The 852-nt window shown below is 48.4% G+C and carries 1 protein-coding gene; it reads left to right on the top strand.

Translation table 11 applies throughout. The features are described from left to right. A partial coding sequence (locus tag B3M51_RS03560) for a MalY/PatB family protein (protein ID WP_292756885.1) occupies positions 1–852 on the top strand: 852 nt, incomplete at both ends.

Genomic DNA, 852 nt, shown 5'->3' with positions numbered 1-852 from the left:
GCTGAACATATCCTGATTTGTCCGGGAGTAGTGCCATCATTGCATGCCACCATCATGGCGCTCACCGAAAAGCATGATCAGGTCATAGCCCAGCCACCGGTATATTTTCCCTTTTTCTCGGCGGTGACTGAGACCCAGCGGAATCTGGTATTAAATCCGCTGCAGCTGGTGGACGATTATTATCAGATCAATTTTGCTGAATTGGCCGAACAGGCAGCAGCAGGGGCCAAAATGCTATTGCTCTGTTCACCACATAATCCGGGGGGACGGGTGTGGAGCGAGTCTGAACTGCAACAGCTGCTGGATATTGCCCGACAAAATCAATTGATTCTTGTCAGTGATGAAATTCATGCCGATCTGGTCTTATCGGGGCAGAAACATATTCCGTTGGCAACACTGGCTGATGATGTGCCCATGGTGACCGCTGTATCGGCCAGCAAAACATTTAATATTGCCGGGCTTGGAATGTCGATGTTGATAGTCCCGGATAATCAGCATAAAAAAGCGATTGAATCGGTGTTTAATTCCTGGCATGTCAGTGCTGCCAATCCTTTCAGTATAGAAGCGACGATAGCCGCCTACCGGCATGGAGAACAGTGGCTGGATGAACTGCTGTTGTATCTGCAGCAAACCTACCACTGGGTACAGCAATTTTTTGCTGAACAGCTACCGAAGATACGAGTACTGGATTTACAATCAACCTATCTATTATGGCTGGATTGCAGGGAACTGATGCTTAATGACAAGCAACTCAGAAGCTTTTTTGTTCAACAGGCGGGTGTGGCGATGAACCCAGGTGTGATGTTTGGCGATGCCGGCAGTGGTTTTATGCGAATGAATATTGCCGCGCCA

Origin of the sequence: Methylophaga sp. UBA2689 (genome assembly GCA_002354555.1) — a bacterium.
Classification (GTDB): domain Bacteria; phylum Pseudomonadota; class Gammaproteobacteria; order Nitrosococcales; family Methylophagaceae; genus Methylophaga.
Note: the sequence above shows the minus strand (reverse complement) of the source record. Positions and strands in the feature narration are given on the sequence as shown.